This window comes from Blastopirellula marina, from assembly GCF_002967765.1.
Taxonomy (GTDB): Bacteria; Planctomycetota; Planctomycetia; order Pirellulales; family Pirellulaceae; genus Bremerella; species Bremerella marina_A.
The window spans coordinates 223,878-241,141 of sequence record NZ_PUHY01000001.1; the positions used below are offsets into that span (position 1 = coordinate 223,878).

The 17,264-nt window shown below is 54.1% G+C and carries 12 protein-coding genes; 6 read left to right on the top strand and 6 right to left on the bottom strand.

Annotation, left to right across the window (positions count from 1 at the left end; genetic code table 11):
* Positions 1-42: 42 nt before the first annotated feature.
* From C5Y83_RS00825 to C5Y83_RS00835, 3 genes are all read right to left on the bottom strand, one after another.
* Positions 43-1,437, bottom strand: a complete 1,395-nt coding sequence (locus C5Y83_RS00825) for a DUF1501 domain-containing protein (protein ID WP_105327877.1) — start codon at positions 1,435-1,437, stop codon at positions 43-45.
* A 17-nt stretch (positions 1,438-1,454) separates the two neighbouring features.
* A complete protein-coding gene (locus C5Y83_RS00830; RefSeq protein ID WP_199194951.1) occupies positions 1,455-4,463 on the bottom strand; it encodes a DUF1553 domain-containing protein in 3,009 nt (1,002 codons plus the stop codon).
* 171 nt (positions 4,464-4,634) lie between these two features.
* Positions 4,635-4,823, bottom strand: a complete 189-nt coding sequence (locus tag C5Y83_RS00835) for a hypothetical protein (RefSeq protein ID WP_105327745.1) — start codon at positions 4,821-4,823, stop codon at positions 4,635-4,637.
* Between the two features lie 223 nt (positions 4,824-5,046).
* Between C5Y83_RS00835 and C5Y83_RS00840 the strand changes: the two genes are divergently transcribed.
* Complete coding sequence (locus C5Y83_RS00840; protein ID WP_105327746.1) at positions 5,047-6,129, top strand: hypothetical protein; 1,083 nt, start codon at positions 5,047-5,049, stop codon at positions 6,127-6,129.
* Positions 6,130-6,195: 66 nt separating this feature from the next.
* Here the strand turns inward: C5Y83_RS00840 and C5Y83_RS00845 are convergent, their stop codons facing one another.
* On the bottom strand, positions 6,196-7,695 hold the full coding sequence (locus C5Y83_RS00845; RefSeq protein ID WP_105327747.1) for a PQQ-binding-like beta-propeller repeat protein: 1,500 nt from the start codon (positions 7,693-7,695) through the stop codon (positions 6,196-6,198).
* Between the two features lie 214 nt (positions 7,696-7,909).
* Between C5Y83_RS00845 and C5Y83_RS00850 the strand changes: the two genes are divergently transcribed.
* The 4 genes from C5Y83_RS00850 to C5Y83_RS00865 are packed head-to-tail and all read left to right on the top strand — an operon-like array spanning position 7,910 to position 11,679.
* Positions 7,910-8,809 carry a metal ABC transporter solute-binding protein, Zn/Mn family gene (locus tag C5Y83_RS00850; protein WP_105327748.1) on the top strand — a complete coding sequence of 300 codons (900 nt, stop codon included), beginning with the start codon at positions 7,910-7,912 and terminating at the stop codon, positions 8,807-8,809.
* 23 nt (positions 8,810-8,832) lie between these two features.
* On the top strand, positions 8,833-9,327 hold the full coding sequence (locus C5Y83_RS00855; protein WP_105327749.1) for a hypothetical protein: 495 nt from the start codon (positions 8,833-8,835) through the stop codon (positions 9,325-9,327).
* Between the two features lie 16 nt (positions 9,328-9,343).
* Positions 9,344-10,144, top strand: coding sequence for a metal ABC transporter ATP-binding protein (locus tag C5Y83_RS00860; protein ID WP_105327750.1), 801 nt, complete (start codon positions 9,344-9,346; stop codon positions 10,142-10,144).
* A complete protein-coding gene (locus C5Y83_RS00865) occupies positions 10,144-11,679 on the top strand; it encodes an iron chelate uptake ABC transporter family permease subunit (protein ID WP_105327751.1) in 1,536 nt (511 codons plus the stop codon). The genes C5Y83_RS00860 and C5Y83_RS00865 overlap by 1 nt, the downstream gene beginning before the upstream one ends.
* Positions 11,680-11,689: 10 nt before the next feature.
* Here C5Y83_RS00865 and C5Y83_RS00870 read toward each other — a convergent pair whose 3' ends face one another.
* Both C5Y83_RS00870 and C5Y83_RS00875 read right to left on the bottom strand, forming a co-directional pair.
* Complete coding sequence (locus C5Y83_RS00870; RefSeq protein ID WP_105327752.1) at positions 11,690-12,997, bottom strand: sulfatase; 1,308 nt, start codon at positions 12,995-12,997, stop codon at positions 11,690-11,692.
* 47 nt (positions 12,998-13,044) lie between these two features.
* Positions 13,045-14,559: a sulfatase gene (locus tag C5Y83_RS00875; protein WP_409994575.1), complete on the bottom strand. Its 1,515-nt coding sequence runs from the start codon at positions 14,557-14,559 to the stop codon at positions 13,045-13,047.
* A 313-nt stretch (positions 14,560-14,872) separates the two neighbouring features.
* Here C5Y83_RS00875 and C5Y83_RS00880 point away from each other — a divergent pair, with 313 nt between their 5' ends.
* Positions 14,873-17,245: a glycoside hydrolase family 15 protein gene (locus tag C5Y83_RS00880; protein ID WP_105327754.1), complete on the top strand. Its 2,373-nt coding sequence runs from the start codon at positions 14,873-14,875 to the stop codon at positions 17,243-17,245.
* The last annotated feature ends 19 nt before the right edge of the window (positions 17,246-17,264 follow it).

Consider the following 17,264-nt stretch of genomic DNA (forward strand, 5'->3'; position numbering starts at 1 on the left):
CCCTCTCAGAAGAATGGTTTTTATTCGTGAGCCCGTTTTGAATTATGCCAGAATCGGCTTGACCACATTGCCATGAACATCGGTCAAACGGAAGGCGCGGCCCTGGTGACGAAACGTTAGGCGTTCGTGATCGATCCCCATCACATGCATGATTGTCGCTTGCAGATCATGGATGTGAACTGGCTGGTCGACGATGTTGAATCCATACTCATCGGTCGCACCGAGGTTAACACCACCCTTGATACCGCCGCCCGCCATCCAAACGGTAAAGCAGCGTCCATGATGATCGCGACCAAAACTGTCAGCGCCGAGTTTGCCCTGACAATAATTAGTCCGCCCGAATTCACCACCCCAGACGACCAAGGTTTCGTCCAACATTCCGCGCTGCTTGAGATCGCGAATAAGTGCGGCCGCTGGCTGGTCGGTTTCGCGACATTGCGTTTTCAAGCTGCTCGGCAGTCCTCCGTGATGATCCCATCCTTGATGATAAAGCTGGATGAAACGCACATTCTTTTCGGCCAAGCGGCGGGCGAGCAGGCAGTTGGCCGCAAACGTCCCGGGCTTGCGCGAATCAGGTCCATACATTTCTAGAACGTGCTCTGGTTCGCTTGTCAGGTCGGTCACTTCAGGAATCGACGCCTGCATCCGAAAGGCAAGTTCGTATTGGCGAATCCTGGTGTCGACCAGTCCGTCCGCCGGTTGCAGCCGATGGAGTTCGTCTAAGCTTGCGAGGGCCTTTTCCCGGCTTTTACGGTCAATTCCCTCTGGACTGTTGAGGTACAAGATCGGATCACTACCGCTACGGAACTGAACCCCTTGGTGATGCGATGGTAGGAAACCGTTTCCCCATAGCCGAGCCGCCAACGGCTGGCCTCCCTTGTTCGCTGTGACCAATACCACGAACGCCGGAAGATTGTCGTTCTCAGTTCCTAACCCGTAACTCAACCACGAACCGATACAAGGGCGTCCCGGAATCTGCGAGCCTGTTTGTACGTACGTGACACCTGGCCCGTGATTGATTGCCTCAGTATTTACCGAGCGAATTACGCTGATCTCGTCAACAACCTTAGCGGTATGAGGTAGCAATTCGCTCAGCCATGTGCCCGATTGCCCATGTCGGGCGAATTGAAATGGCGATCCGACCAGCGGCAAGCTTGATTGATTTCCACTCATCCCGGTGAGGCGTTGCTCACCGCGGACCGATGCAGGTAATTGCTCTCCATGTTGCTGATTGAGCACGGGCTTGTAGTCAAACAGATCCAACTGCGAAGGCCCGCCTGCTTGAAACAGAAAAATCACCCGCTTTGCCTTGGGGGCGTGGTGCAATCCATTCAAAACCCCTGAGACGGCTTGGCTTTCAGACGCCATCATGTGGCCGAACGCTAAGCTACCCAGTCCCCAAGCGCTGGATTGCAGTAGTTGCCGACGTGTAACCATCATCACTCAATTCCTTGTTAACGACGTGTCACGCAACCGTCAAAGTTCATCACCATGTTCGCCACAACCGTCAGTGCAGCAAGTTGGGCAGGTGGTAGCTTCTCTGGCACTTTGGCCTCACCGGCCGCTAACAATTGGTCGGCCGCATCTGGTGTTTCTTTGAAATGAGCTAATTGATCTGAATGCAGCTGCCGCAAAATTGCCAGTTCCTCATCAGTAGGAAATCGGCTCGTCAACATTCGAAAGAGACGCTTTACTCGCGCATCATCATTCTCTCCCTCTTGCGATTGCTGCATGAGCCGTGCGGCTAACATTTTGGAAGCCTCTACGTACTGAGGACCGTTCAACAACACCAACGCTTGAAGAGGCGAAGAGGTTCTTTCCCGTTTGAGCTGGCAGACATCTCGCTTCGAGGCATCAAATGTCATCAGCGCGGGGGCAGGACTGGTACGCTGCCAGAAGGTATAAAGCGAACGCCGATAGAGCCCTTTACCATGATCGTGGGGAACTGGCTTAAACGAACTGGCGACTTCGTAGGGCTTCGCTGGCGGGCCGCCGATATGCTCAACCAACAGGCCACTCGTGAATAGCGTGTTATCACGCACCATCTCAGCCGACATGCGGAATTTACCTGCTCGAGCGAGAAGTTTGTTCTCAGGATCACGGTAAAGCATGTCGGAACTGACCTCCGACGACTGCCGATATGTCGCGGACGAAACGATTTGTCGCAACAAACGTTTCACGTCCCAGCCATGCTCGATGAAGTCGGCCGCCAGCCAATCTAACAGTTGCGGGTGGGTCGGCGGTGAACCTTGGTTGCCGAAGTCTTCCGGCGTGCGAACGAGACCTTCTCCCATCAGCAATTGCCAATACCGGTTCACAGCAACCCGCGCGGTCAAGGGATTGCTTCGATCGGTCATCCACTTGGCGAGTCCCAAACGGTTGTCAGGCCATTTATCGTTAAAATCGGGCAATGCTTCCGGCGTCTTGGGCTCAACTAAATCGGTCGGCGCATCGTAGGAACCGCGAGCCAACAGGTACGTTGGACGAGGCTCGTCGAGTTCGTCCATCACCATGATTTCGCGGGTTCGGTCGAGCATGTCGTTTAGCTCTTTGCGAGCGGCCGACAAGTTCTCAGTTGCCTGCGTCCATTCGTCGCGTACCCGACGAATTAGATTGTCGCGAAGTTCTTCCGCTGTCGGATCGATATCGTTGATCACGCCGATTTCAGCAACCGTTAGCTCTTTATCATAAACGGCGAATTCATCGACCTGACCACCGGTGAAGCCTCGATCTCGAAACCGTTCTCCGATGGCGATATGATCTTGGCCACCTCCCGTGATCTGCTTCGTTAGCTTGTCACGAACGACATCCACTTTGACAGGCTTGCCGTTCACGTAAATATTGAGGCCCGACGCGTGGCTCGATCCGTCGTAAGTGACCGTGACATGTTGCCACTCGTTGACCGGAAAAGCGTCCGTGGCTTTCACGCTGATCGCATTACCGGGCCAAAAATGGATAAGTGACCATTTCAATCGTCCATCTTCCAAAAGCAGTTCGTAGCCACGGCTGCCTGCATCGGTCCATGCTCGTGATCGGTGAAAGATGACGGCCCGCTCTTTTTCGTCAGGGGTCTTCATCCACAAGTCAACCGAGAATGGTTGATGCCGAAGGAAATTACCGGTCTTTAAATTAATCGCATCGTCGCCCGTTAGCTGAACTGCTTGCTCTTTCGGTCCTAATATTGCCGAGTTAGCACCAACATTTCCCTCGTCAAAATCGAGCGTCTCGATCGGTTTCGTGCGATACGCTCGCATTTTGTGGACATCGGTTGTTTCTTCGAGTTGCTTGTAAAGCGCCGCTTGCTCCTCCTCGAGCATAGCTACCCGGGCTTTCAAGTCGTCCAATTCTGCCTGCTGTTTCTCGTTCATCAACAGCAGCGTCGGTGTGGGAATCGATGGCGTGAAGTACGAGTAAAGTCCCGCCTCGTCGATACTGTTGAAATAGGCAAACAGCTGATAGTACTCGCGCTGGCTGAGAGGATCGTACTTGTGGTCATGACAACGCGCACACTCCATCGTTAAGCCGAGAAATGCCGTGGCGACCGTTTGCGAGCGATCTGCAACGTACTCGACCCGAAATTCTTCCGGTACGCTTCCCCCCTCAACTTTCTGCGGATGTAGACGGCAGAAAGTCGTCGCCAAAATCGAATCGCGTGTCGCGTCCGGCAATAAGTCACCCGCGATTTGCTGCGTGAGGAATTGATCGTACGGCATGTTGGCATTGAGCGAATGAATCACCCAGTCTCTCCATGGCCAGACAAAGCGATCCCGATCGACTTGGTACCCGTAGGTGTCGCTATAGCGGGCTGCATCCAACCATTCGGCCGCCAGGCGTTCGCCATAACGCGGGGAATCAAGCAGACGCGAAATATTCGCTTGATAGTTCTCCTCACGAGGATCAGCTACAAACGCATCAAGTTCATCCAGCGTCGGTGGCAGACCATTGAGATCAAACGAAAGTCGTCGGAGCTGTCGCCAAGGTTCCGCTGGCGGACTTGGCTCTACCCCTTCCTGACGCAATTTCGCGAGCACGAATTTATCAATCTTATTCTTCGACCATCCATCGTTCTCGATCTGCGGTACTGTTGGCTTCTCGATTTTTCTAAACGCCCAATGCTGTTCATACTTCGCGCCCTGGATAATCCAGCGGCGAATCAGCTCGATCTCTTCGCGCGAGAGATTTCGATTCGAGTCCGGAGGCGGCATGCGATCGCTGGGATCGAGCGAACTGATGCGCGCGAAAACCTCGCTGCTTTCGGGATCACCCGGGACGATCGCCCAATCGTGGGCTCCGTCTTCCGTATCGAGTCGCAAGTCGGCCTCACGCCCTTCAGCGTCTGGGCCGTGGCAATGAAAGCAGCGATCCGAGAGAAGCGGTCGAATCTGCGTCGCAAAATCGATCGGCTCTTCGGCGCGGAGAGGAAACGGCAGAAGTGCTGCCGTACATACCAGCGCAGTAAGCACTTGCTGAAGGAATCGTTGGCTGAGCATCGTTTGCCAAGGTAGGAGAACGGGTGTGACCTGCAAATCATCGAGCTGGCAGATCGGGCAGGAAGCTTCAGCCTAGCATCCTACGCATACTTATACAAGCAAAACGAATAGGTCGAGCCACCGCCTTAGGGGTGTCCCGTGGGCCTAAAACTGCTTGGCGGCCAAAATAACGACGCCAAATAGCCCCGCTCCACCGACAATCAACATGCCGAGCGTACCAAAGAAGATCGGGATCCCATTATCAGGACGCTGCTTTTCAGCAACCCACCATGCACCGGGGAACCCGCCGGCGAAAGCGACCATTGAGAGTAGAAGTAGCAGCAAATCTTGCATGACAAGTTTTCCTAGATTCCCGTTTGAGGAGTTTAGGATAATTGGGATGTTAGCGAAATGCAATCGTCCGGATTCCGGAGATCGCGGGAAAGTGTTTGCTCGATAGGCAAATTGGGCGTAGAACATGAAATATCGTCATTTCCCGCCTTTTCCCCTGACAGGGCGGGGCTTCGAATCGGCGATCATGCCGAGCACCTCCCCCACCTCTTTTCGAGTTTACCCCATGCAAACGCGCCGTGAAGTAATTTTGGCCGGATCTTCCCTTGCTCTGGCCTCCTCTCTGGGGTTGTTCCCCTCACCTGTTGTTCATGCCTCAGATAAATCAGGCAACAAGAAAGTGATTGGCACTGAGGGCTACCAATACGAAGTCACCCACGACTTTCCGGAACTGCCCGATAAGTACACCTGGCAGACCACCCACAATGTGGCGGTCGATAGCCAACATAATTTGTACGTGATTCACGAAGGGAGACCGGAACAGAAAGATCATCCGTCGATTTTCGTGTTCGATAAGGATGGCAAGTTCATTCGTGCGTTCGGCCAACAGTTCCAAGGGGGTGGCCACGGAATCGAGGTTCGCCAGGAAGGTAACGAAGAGTTCCTTTACGTTTGTGCTTATCAACAGGTTAAATCGTTCGCTAAGCTCACCACACAAGGAGAGACCGTCTGGCAGAAGTTCGCGCCAATGGAATCAGGGGTTTATGCGGAAGGTGAAGCATCGGACCCACAGAAGGTATGGGGTCGCGATCGTTTTCTTCCGACCAATTTCGCATTCCTGGATGACGGCGGATTTCTGCTTTCGGATGGCTACGGATCTTACTTCATTCATCAATACGACGCAGATGGAAACTGGAAGGCCAAGTTCGGTGGGCCAGGCGACGGCAAGGGAACGTTTAATACGCCGCATGGTATCTGGATCGATCGTCGCGACCCAGCCAACACTAAGAACGTTGTGTGCGATCGCGCCCACAACACGCTTCAGGTCTTCGATACCGACTGGAATTACCAAAAGACGATCGCTGGCTTCGGACTTCCAGCAAACCTCGATACCTGGAAGGACCTCATGTTGGTCCCCGAACTGAAGGCCCGTTTGTCCATCGTTGACAAGGATTACAATGTCGTCGCACAGTTGGGCGAAGACGTGGAACGGCTCAACAGCGTTAAGCAACTGCGAATGCAGCCCAAGCAGTGGCACGAAGGAAAGTTCGTGCACCCGCACGATGCTTGCTTCACGCCTGAGGGAGATATCTTCGTCGCGGAATGGGTTGGTACCGGTCGGATCACTAAACTGAAGCGTTTGGCCTAACAAGAAGTAAAAAAACGCCTCAGAGAAGCAACTTTCTCTGAGGCGTTTTCGTTTCTTGTGTTGTTTCTATTTGGCGTCTTTCTGCTCGATGCAGTAAAGGTGGTCCGATCCACGCAGGAAGATCTGCGAGCCGCTAAATGCGAGCGAGGCATCAATGCCTTCCTCGATTTGGTTGGTCGCCAAGACCTTAAATTCTGGCCCAGCGTCCAAGACCACGGTCGTTCCGTCCCGATCCGAGACATACACCTTGCCATCGGCCGCGACTAGCGAAGAGTAAAGAGTGGAAGCTTCTGGTAGACGTTCCGGTCCGTAAATTGTTTCTCCAGTCTTGGCATCCAGGCAATACAGAATGCCATCGCGTGACTTGGTCACATACAGCTTGTCATCGTAAAGCGTAGCCGAAGCAATGTACGGACCGACATCGGTACGGCTCCAAGCGATCGCATCATCGCTCTTGGTTACGTCCCCCTTGGCGTTCAGCTTGATCGCGTAGACCGCGTAACCGCGATAGCCTGTCATGCAGATCGCCATGTCTTCGTAAATAATCGGAGTAGGAATTGGGTTCGTTGCTTGGCCACCACATTCCCACAACAGATCGCCCGATTTCAGATCGTAGCTACGAACACGCGTAGTGCCGTTCATGATCACTTGAGCATTTCCGTTGAACTCGGTAACCACCGGGGTCGCCCAACTGGTCGCTTCGTCTCGGTCGACCTTCCAAAGGTCCTTTCCCGATTTCGCGTCCAAAGCCAAGACGAACGAGTCTCCTTCGTGATCCCACGGCACAATCACTGTGTCGCCATAAAGTGCGGGGGTGCTGCCTTCACCAAATGCGTTACGTGTTTGTTGTTTGCCGAGATCACGCTCCCACAGCAAGCCCCCGTCTATGTCGTAGCAGAAGATTCCTCGAGAACCAAAAAAGGCAATTACGATCTTTCCATCGGTAACCACCGAAGAGGAAGCGAACGTATTGGTACCGTGACCAGCTTCGTGAGGGATTTGTTGCGTGGCAACCTTGGACCAGATCTCTTTCCCGGTGGTCTTGTCCAGACAAAGCACGGTGAATTCAACCGGCGTCGTCGGTGCTTCCCCACCGCGACCGAATCCACCTCGCCCAAAACCGCCTGGCCGGCCACCTCGTCCCCCGGGTCCCGCCGGACCTCCAGGGCCCCGACCGAATCCCCCCGGACCACGTCGTGGTGGTTCGGCGGAATCACCCTGCGGTTGACGTTCGCGGGGACGTTCCGATGGAGCTTCGTCCGTTTTCTCTTCATCAACCGCATCTGCGTCATCTGGCTTCTCTTGCGGTACGGCTGTTAGTAGAAACAGCTTCTCACCCCAAATAATTGGAGACGAGCTTCCGCTGCCCGCGATGGGCACCTTCCACTTGATGTTCTCCTCTTCGCTCCAAGAGGTTGGCGGCTTGGCACTCAGCGAGGTACCGTTGAAGTTGGGTCCACGCCAGTTGGCCCAGTTATCAGGAGTCGCCTCAGCAGCGAGCGTTTGAGAAATACTCAACGCCAACGAAAGCAGCCCAGCAAGGGCGACCAGGGACGAAGATTTCATGATCGATCTCTTCCTTGGAATTGCGATGCGAAATTCAGGGTGGGGACGTACATGATGAAACACGTTGAAACGACGGAAGTTTCGCGGGTTTCAGCGACTGCACCAAGTTTATCGATGTGGTTATGGTAAAATAAATCCCCCTTGTCTTTCACTTCCGCATGGCCTAAGATTATTTTGATCAGACAAAAACCAAACTTTGACACCACAAATCGCTATGAGCCTGGGTAATTCGATCAGTTTGTTACTGGCAGTTCTCTGCATCGCCAACGCTTCAGCAGCGGATAGTCCGAAGCCTGTCATCGTTTGTTCGACCACACAGGTCGCGGACTTTGCTCGCCAGGTTGTTGGAGACAGGATGATCGTAAAGTCGGTCCTGGCCGCAGGGCAGGATCCTCACCTTTACGAAAAGAAGCCTGGGGATGCCCAGTTGGTGTCGACGGCCGACTTATGCTTGGAAAACGGTTGGCATCTGGAAGGTAACGACTGGATGCGGAAGCTGGCCGAACAATCCGGCCGACCACTCGTAACTTGTGCCGATGGCTGCAAGCCGCTCGAAGTCCCGGGCGTCGAACAAGCAATGCATGATCCGCACGCATGGTTCTCGTGCACCAACGCGGCAACCTATGTCCGCAACATTCGGGACGCCGTCGCGGAAGTCGACCCTGATCATGCCGAAGAATATCGTAGTCGAGCCGCCCTTTATCTCGACGAACTTCGCGCCCTGAACACATGGATCTTGCGTGAGATCAACAAGATTCCCGTCGAACAACGGGTGCTGGTCACCAGCCACGATGCATTCAACTACTTTTGTCAGGCCTATGGGATGAAAGCGGCAACTCCGGTTGGTTGGTCGACCGGCAATGAAATTGGTGCTGGCATCACACCGGAACGGCGTCAGCAAACGGTTGATTCGATTCGTCAACATCACGTCAAAGCTATTTTCGTTGAGACATCGGTGAACCCGACTATGGTCCGCGAGATCGCTCGTGAAGCACACGTCGAGATTGGTGGCGAGCTTTACTCTGATTCGATGGGGGCTGAAGGAACCGCCGGAGAAACCTATATTGGGATGATGCGAGAAAACGTGATTACCATTGTTCAGGCACTCCGGTAGAAAGAAACCTCAGCGGTCCGACCATGCGAATTGTCATCGCTACCCTAAGTGCCGTCTTGATTCTGGGCATCACGTGGCTCTATCAACAGACGTTAGCAGAGAACCAGCTTCCTGTCCGTAATGTGGAAGCGGAACGAATCGCTGAGAGCTATCACCTGCAAATCACTGCGACTTTCAACGCTGGTATTGATCCCTTCGCAGAGGACGTTTCGGACGCGGCGTCCCTCACCGTCTCGTATGAGGGACAGCCGGTTTATTCCGTGAACCAGCCGATCGCCGCCGGGGAAGTGATCGAGTGTGATCTGGAACTTGAGCTTCGCCCCGGACAGAATGAATTCCTGGTGCAGATGAGCCCGGCAAACGCTTCCGATTCCGTTCCTAAGGCGGTTCAAGTCGAACTCTTTCGCCGGGGATACGATCAGGCAATCGAAAGCCGCACCATTTGGGCCGGTGCCAGTGAAAGCTTAGTCGTCGGTCGCGTTCCCTTCGAGGTACCTGAACGGGCGGTTCAAGAATAGCCAGCGACCACAACCTATGATCACCAGCCAAGAACTTCCCGAATCGATTGAACCGACTACGCCCGCTATCTCGGTCGAACATCTGACAGTCAGCTATGGTGCCGTACCCGCATTGCTGGACGTCTCGTTTTCGATTCCTCAGGGTCAGTTGGTTGGAATTATTGGACCGAACGGATCTGGGAAATCGACGCTTGTGAAAGCCATTTTGGGCTTCCTTCGTCCTGATATCGGCAGTGTCCGCATCTTTGGGACATTGGTTGAACGAACTCGCAAGCTAGTCGCTTACGTCCCTCAGCGTGGTAGTGTCGACTGGGATTTTCCGGTGACGGTTGAGGAAGTTGCCATGATGGGACGCTACGGCAACATCCCTTGGTGGCAGTGGGGTGCCTCGAAACATGATCGCGAAATCGTCGAAGAGGCGCTTTCCATCGTCCGGATGTCGGACTTTCGGAAACGTCAGATTGGTGAGCTTTCCGGCGGTCAGCAACAGCGGGTCTTCATGGCCAGGGCGTTGGCTCAAGGTGCCCGCGTGGTGCTGCTAGACGAGCCGTTTGCTGGTGTCGACGCCGCAACCGAACGGGCGATCTTAAACGTGCTGGAGAGTGCGAAAAAGTCGGGCCGAACACTGGTGGTCGTTCATCACGATCTAGCCACGGCTGCTGAATTCTTCGATTCGTTAATTCTGCTGAAGCAACGCCTATTCGCCTTCGGGACACCTGCTCAAGTACTCCAACCAGAACTGTTAAGCGAGGTCTACGACGGCCACGTCCGCGCCTTCGAACATTTGAACCGCGTGGTTCAGGAGAAGGCGAAGTAGTGGATACTTTCTATCAGCTATTTGTCGAGCCGTTTGTTGGCAACAGCTACCTACTGCGGGCGATCGTGGCGGGATGCCTGGTCGCGATCTCCTCAGGCGTGATTGGCTGTTTAATCATCTTGCGCCGGATGGCGTTTCTGGGAGATGCGATTTCGCACTCGATGCTCGCGGGCGTGACCGGCGGTTACTTATTGATGAAGGTGCTTTATGGCCGCGAAGCTCACTTTGCCGCAATGATTTTGGGCGCCTTGATCGCCGGTTTCACCACGGTGATGTTAGTGAGCTTTGTATCGCGGGTCTCGCGAATTAAGGAAGATACAGCGATTGGGATCATGTACACCGGTATCTTCGCGTTCGGTGGAGCACTCGCAAGCATCTTCTCCCACTACATCCATCTCGACCTCTTTCACTTTGTGATGGGAGACGTGCTGGCCGTTGATGCGGAACGACTATGGATGATGGCTGGAGTCACGGCGATTGTGCTGTTCGTAATCATACTGTGGTATCGCCAATTACTGCTTACGGCATTTGATCCGATCATGGCGACATCGATTGGCCTGCCGGTGCTATTGATTCATATTTTGATGACGACCTGCACATCATTGGTGGTCGTTAGTGCCGTGCAAATTGTGGGTGTAATCTTGGTGGTCGGACTGCTGATCACGCCAGCCGCTACCGCCTATCTGCTGACGAATAGGCTAAGCCACATGATGATTCTGGCGGCATTGTTTGGTATCAGTAGCGTGGTTTGTGGCGTTTACCTATCTGTGTGGTTTAACGTCGCAACAAGCCCGCCCATTGTGCTATTCAGTACGTTCCAGTTCATGATGGTGCTAATTTTCTCGCCCAAGTTCGGGTTGGTATCTACCTGGCTGCGAAAGCGAGCTGCGATTCCGCATACGTTGGCGGAGGACATCCTCGGCTGCATGCGTCGTGATCCGCAACATGCGACAAGCCTGAACACGATCATCGCAAACGTCCGTACCGATGGGCAAAGCCTACGAAAAACGCTTCAACGAATGATCGGCAACGGCTGGATCCAACCGCTGGAAAATGACGACTATTTGCTGACTGAAGCCGGCAAGCTTGAGGCACGGCGTTTGATGCGGGCTCACCGTATCTGGGAAGCTTATCTGGCCCGGCTTGGAACACCAAGCGATCAGATCCACGACAAGGCCGACCTGTTAGAGCACGTGCATGACGAAGCCGCGGTCGATTACCTGGACGATCGTTTGGGTCACCCGATCACCGATCCGCATGGTCAGGAGATCCCCGAAGACTTTGTGCACCTGGTACCAGGGGAAGAAGTTCACGCGAGTCTGCTGCGTGAAGGGCACATCGCCGAGGTTACGCATATTTCCCATCAATCGAATGCTGGCGTCGCGATCGGTGACACGTTGCTTACCGGACCACGGAAGGATAACGAGCAGATCTGGACATTCGACGTCAACGGTGACCACCAAATTGATCTCGATCACGATCAAGCGGACGCGATTACGGTCCGCTTGATCAAGACGTCGATCTCATCCAATTAAGGGCGAGACGTTAAACTTTCGGCGACCACCAACCATCGAGCTTCTCGCGAAGCTTCTTGGCAACGTCGGGATGATCGCTGATCACGTTCTTCTGCTCTTCAGGGTCGGACTTTAGATTGAATAAAGCCGGTTCCTTCGGCCCGTACTCGCCTTCTTCCTGGCCGGTGGGAACAATTAACTTCCAATCGCCATCGATCACCCAGCGATAAAAGAGTCCTTTCTCTGGACTGCGATAGTCGGGGATATCGTGGGCGTAGATTTCTCCAAAGATTGCTTGACGCTTGGCAACCGCTTCCGGGTTGAGAAGATTGATCCCAGGGAAATTGTAATCGGTTTGAATTCCAGCAGCGGCTAAGATGGTAGGAACGACATCGATACTGCTTGCCAAATCTGTCGTATTTTCCGACGGTTTCGCATGACCTGGGTAACGAATCATGATTGGCGTTCGTGTACCACCGTCGTACACGGAACGCTTGCCGCGAGGTCCGCCGATGGCGCCCCCTCCGACATCGGATCGCTGCGTCCAGCCGTTGTCGCATAGGTAGATAACAATCGTGTTGTCTGCGACCCCCTTCTCTTCCAGGTGATCGAGTACCTGGCCACACGTTTCATCCCACCAATCGCACATGGCAAAATACTTTGCGACGGGAAGCGGGCGTCCCTCGGCTTTGTATTTCTTCAGAATGCGTTCCGGCGGATCGTGCGGCAAGTGAGGCATCATTGGCGCATACCAAAGGAAGAACGGCTTGTCCGCGGCGACGCTCTCGTCGATGAAATTCATCACCGGTTCCATCGTCTTACGGCCAATCGTCAGGCCGACGTCGCCGTGCCGCCCCCCCTTGGTGACGTCGCCATGGGTCATACCCGCAGTGAAACCACCGCTGCTGGGATTACCTTCCCACCACTTCCCTGACTGGAAGCTGACATAACCGTGCCGACCGAGAATCTCAGCCAGCCGAGGGTTCTTCATAAAGCGATCGACAAGGACGGCTCGGCCTTCCTTGGTTCGCTTCCCCTCGCGCGGGTCATTGCCGGTGATGCCATCCTGGTGTGGATATAGCCCAGTGAAAAGGCTCGCAAGCGACGGACGACAAAGTGACGTCGGAACGTACCCTCGCTGGTAGACCATCGATTGCTCTGCCAAGCGATCAATATTGGGAGTCTGAATGGCTTCGTGTCCCTGGAATGAATAATCGTTCCAGCGTTGGTCATCGGACAGAAGAATGACCACATTCGGACGATCCGCGGCTGCCGATGGTCGTTCGTTCGCGGCAAAGGCAAGCACCGCTGTAGCGGCTATCAGTAAATTACGAATCATGAAAGGTTCCTACAGGAAGGAGTGGTAGGTGAGTCCGAGGTGGGAACTTAGTTCTTGGCGTCTCTCTGGCGAATGACGCTTTCGGGAAATTCAGCTGCATCGGAGCCTGATTCGCGGCGAAGGTTCGCTCCATTGCCACGTTTGGCCCCGAAGGGAACTTGCATGGCGTTGCGTTGAGCAAGTTCTTTATTCAACGCATTGCGCATATCGCGGACGGTGCTTTGCAAGCCTGGCTCGTTGATCAAATTGTGCATTTCATGCGGGTCATTTTCGAGATCGTATAGTTCGTCTGTATCCCAGATGCCGTGATACTGGATGAACTTATACCGTTCGCCACGCAAAGCGAACATGGTCGGCGTGTGCGGGAAGTTCCATTCCCAGTAGTATTCATAGAGCAAATTCTTACGCCAATCTTTCGCTGCCTGGTCGCCGTTGGCTACTTTCACAAAGCTCATTCCATCCATTTGCTCTGGCGTCTTGATTCCGGCCAAATCGAGCACGGTCGGTCCGATATCGATGTTGGCGACAACGGCCGTCTCAGTAGCGTCCTTGGGAAAGTAACCCGGTCCTTCGACCACCAGGGGAACCCGCATCGACTCTTCGTAGGCATTTCGTTTATCGATCAAACCATTCTCGCCGAATAGAAAACCGTTATCGCCCATCAACATCACGACCGTGTTTTCTTCCAGATTGTGATCTTTCAAATACTGTCGCACACGACCGACGCTATCATCGACGGCGTTGATGCAGCGGCAGTAGTCTCGATAGTATTCGGCAATGTCGAGCGAGGAGTGATATGGGAAATCAACGCCATGCCAACTGTTGCGCTGATTTTTAACCCACATCGGCTTACCTTCGTAGTTTTCCTGGGTGTTGGCCTGGGAAGCTGGCGGCTCGATTTTGACGTCCGAATACAAGTCTTTGTGTCGTTCTGCGGGATGAAACTGGGCGTGTACTGCTTTGTGCGAGAGATACAGGAAGAAGGGATCTTTCTCTTTGTCAATCGTATCCAGCCAATCAATCGCGTAGTCGGTTAGTTCGTCGGTGATGTAACCCTTTTGCGGAACCGACTTGCCGTTGACGTTAAGTGTCCACTTTGGACCTGGTGGATAATAATGCCCCTGCCCGCGGAAGCTGACCCACTGATCGAAGCCTGGACGGGGTTCGTCGGTACCACCTCCCATGTGCCATTTGCCAAAGAAGCCGGTCTTGTAGCCAGCCTTTTGAAGGTACTCCGGGAAGAAGACGACGTTCGACAAATCGGTATTGTTGTTGTCGACCACGTGATGCTTATGCATATACTGGCCGGTCAAAATCGATGCTCGACTCGGAGAGCAAAGCGAGGTCGTTACGAACGCATTGGTGAAGTTGGTCCCATTCTTGGCCATCGCGTCAATATGCGGTGTCTTTAGAAATGGATGTCCCAAGCATGCGGCAGCATCGAAACGCATGTCGTCGATCAAAATAAAGACAACATTCGGCGCACGTCGAGAGTCTTGGGCGTAAGCTTCTGGTGGAAACAATCCGGCTAAGCCGAACAATAAGAAAGACAAGCCCAGCACAGCCCAAGATCGGACCAACCGAGTACAACGAGCCGAGGAGGCCCTGCGAGACCAGCAACAAGACAATGACATACGGCAATCTCAAGGAGGGGTGTCTAAGGAGAGTCATTACGCCAATGGGACGCAACAGTGGCTCTAGTATCGACAAACTCGCCTTGCCGGTCAACTTTCCCACATTGCGGCCTCGTCGGGAAACGATTACACAGAAACTTTTAGGCGAAAAGTAGCCTCGTCCCTACCGACCCTCGATCGACCGGTCCCCTTAGCCCCACTCGCTCCGCACCCTTTCACCTAAACTACGGAAAACATTTACGTGAGCAGCAAGATCGCCCCCGGCGCCCCTGGAATTGAACCGCGATGGACAACCAGCGCTAAAGAAGGAATCGGCACGGCCTATCACACCAGCTCGCAGGTTTGGTACACGGTAAGCCATGGGATCATCAACGAAATCTATTTTCCCCACGTCGATTCCCCGAACACGCGTGATCTGCAATTCTTGATCACCGATGGCGAGTCCTTTTGTCATGAAGAACGCCGGGACTTGATTCACAAAGTTGAGCGTCCCGAGCCCGATGCCCTGCTCTTTCGTCTAACGAATACCGATCCCGACGAGCGATATCGCCTGGTCAAAGAAGTCTTGGGTGAACCGCATTCGTCGGTCGTGTTGATGCATGTGCGTCTGGAGATCCTCGACAATACGCTGAGCGACAAGTTAAAGCTCTACGTGTTGCTGGCACCCCACATCAAGAATACAGGTGAACACAACTATGCCGGATGCAAACACATTGGTGGCTATCACTTGTTGTGTGCCGAGCGAGACGATATTTACCTGGCATTGGGCTGTAGCTGCGACTTTACCAAGCGATCAGTCGGATACGTCGGGTACAGCGACGGCTGGCGCGATCTGATGGACAACTTCCAAATGGATTGGCAGTACCACATCGCCCGCGATGGCAACGTGGCTTTGATGGGAGAAGTCGATCTCTCGAAGGGCCACGAATTCACCGTCGGCGTCGGGATGGGATTCAGTTGCCAAAGTGCCGCGACCCAGTTGCTGCAATCATTCGTCTATCCCTTTGATGTATCCCGTGAGAAGTTCATCGAGCAATGGAAGCGAACCAATAAGCCCAATGGGGTCACGCTCGATAGCCCCGCCACAAAAGATCTGTTTCGACTCAGCAAATGCATCCTACAGGCCCACGAGGACAAGACCTTTCTTGGTGCCAGCGTCGCGTCGATGAGTATCCCCTGGGGCGAGACGCAAGACGACGACAATCGTGGCGGTTACCATCTGGTTTGGGCTCGCGATATGGTCCACACAGCAACCGCGTTGCTCGCCTGTCGTGAGCATGAATCGCCACTGCGAGCGCTCATCTGGCTCTCCTGCGTGCAGGCCGAAGATGGAGGGATGCCGCAGAATAGTGAAATCGACGGCGAGCCGTACTGGCATGGTGTTCAACTAGACGAGATCGCGGCTCCGATCCTGTTGGCCTGGCGGCTCAAACAGGCCGATGCGCTGCAAGACTTCGATCCCTGGATTGTGATCCGCCGAGCGGTGCGTTTTCTGATTCTCAATGGTCCAGTCACCGCTCAGGAACGCTGGGAAGAGAACGCCGGTTACTCGCCTTCGACACTGGCAGCGACCATCGCGGCGACGATCTGCGCGTCCGATTTCGCTGAGGCCTGCAATCATGAGGAATTGGCCGACTTCCTCCGCGATTACGCCGACTGGCTAGTCGCTAATTTGGAAGCTTGGACGGTTACCTCATGCGGCGAATTAGTTCCCGAGAAACCACGCCACTATGTTCGTATCACGCCAGAAACGCCTTGTCCCGGCTCAGTCGCCGCAGATCCGAACAGTGCGATGGTGGAAGTGAAAAATGGTGGCGGTACGCACCCGGCCCGCAATGTGGTGGACGCAGGGTTTCTTGATTTAGTACGTCTTGGTATTCGTGCAGCGAACGATCCGGTGATCATGGATTCCGTCGAAGTTGTCGATGCCATCCTGAAGCGTGATTTACCACAAGGTCCATGCTGGCGACGTTACAACCACGATGGGTACGGCCAATATCCCGATGGCCGCGCCTTCGACGGCACCGGCGAAGGTCGATCTTGGCCACTTCTAACTGGCGAACGTGGCCACTACGAACTTGCCATGGGACGCGATCCAGTGCCACTTGTCAAAGCGATGGAAGGGTTCGCCAACGAAGGAGGTATGCTCTCGGAACAATTGTGGGATGACGATGACCTTCCCGATGGCAGCATGAAGTTTGGCGAGCCCAGTGGCGCCGCCATGCCGCTATGTTGGGCGCATGCCGAGTACATTTGCTTAGTGCGAAGCGCCCACGATGGCGTTTGTTTCGATCGGATTGAACCGGTATTCCAGCGATACGCGGTTAGCGACACACCAAGCCACTTTGAGATTTGGACATTCGCTCATCAGATCCAGCGTTTAGCCGAAGGGAAAAAGCTGCGAATCATCTTAGATCGTCCCGCTTTGGTGCACTGGAGTGAGGACGAATGGGAGAACAAGAAGGACATTCGAGCCAAGAAGAATGCCCTCGAACTGTACTACGTCGATGTGCCGCTCCATCAACACCAAAGCGGCACTCAGATCGTATTCACTTTCTTATGGACCGACGATGAAAAATGGGAAGGCACCGATTACCGGATTGAGGTCTCGTAACCGATTCCGTGTTTCCCAT